1 pseudogene is annotated in these 327 nt (G+C 70.6%); it reads right to left on the bottom strand.

Annotation, left to right across the window (positions count from 1 at the left end):
- Positions 1 to 326: pseudogene (locus tag C3481_RS16365) on the bottom strand (PLP-dependent cysteine synthase family protein); the annotation flags it as partial.
- Between the last annotated feature and the right edge of the window lies 1 nt (position 327).

Consider the following 327-nt stretch of genomic DNA (forward strand, 5'->3'; position numbering starts at 1 on the left):
CCCACATGGCGAGCAGCTCGCGCCGCTCCTGCGAGGTGTTCTCCGGCATGACGCACACGATGCGGTAGCCCTTGAGCTTGGCCGCCATGGCGAGCGAGATGCCGGTGTTGCCGCTGGTCGGCTCCAGGATGGTGCAGCCGGGGGTGAGCCGGCCGTCCTTCTCCGCCTGCTCGATCATGTGCAGCGCGGGGCGGTCCTTGACGGAGCCGGTGGGGTTGCGGTCCTCCAGCTTGGCCCAGATCCGTACGTCGTCGGAGGGCGACAGCCGCGGCAGGCGCACCAGGGGGGGTGTTGCCTACCGCGGCGAGCGGGCTGTCGTACCGCATC

Source organism: Microbacterium sp. Ru50 (genome assembly GCF_002920555.1).
Lineage (GTDB): Bacteria > Actinomycetota > Actinomycetes > Actinomycetales > Microbacteriaceae > Microbacterium > Microbacterium arborescens.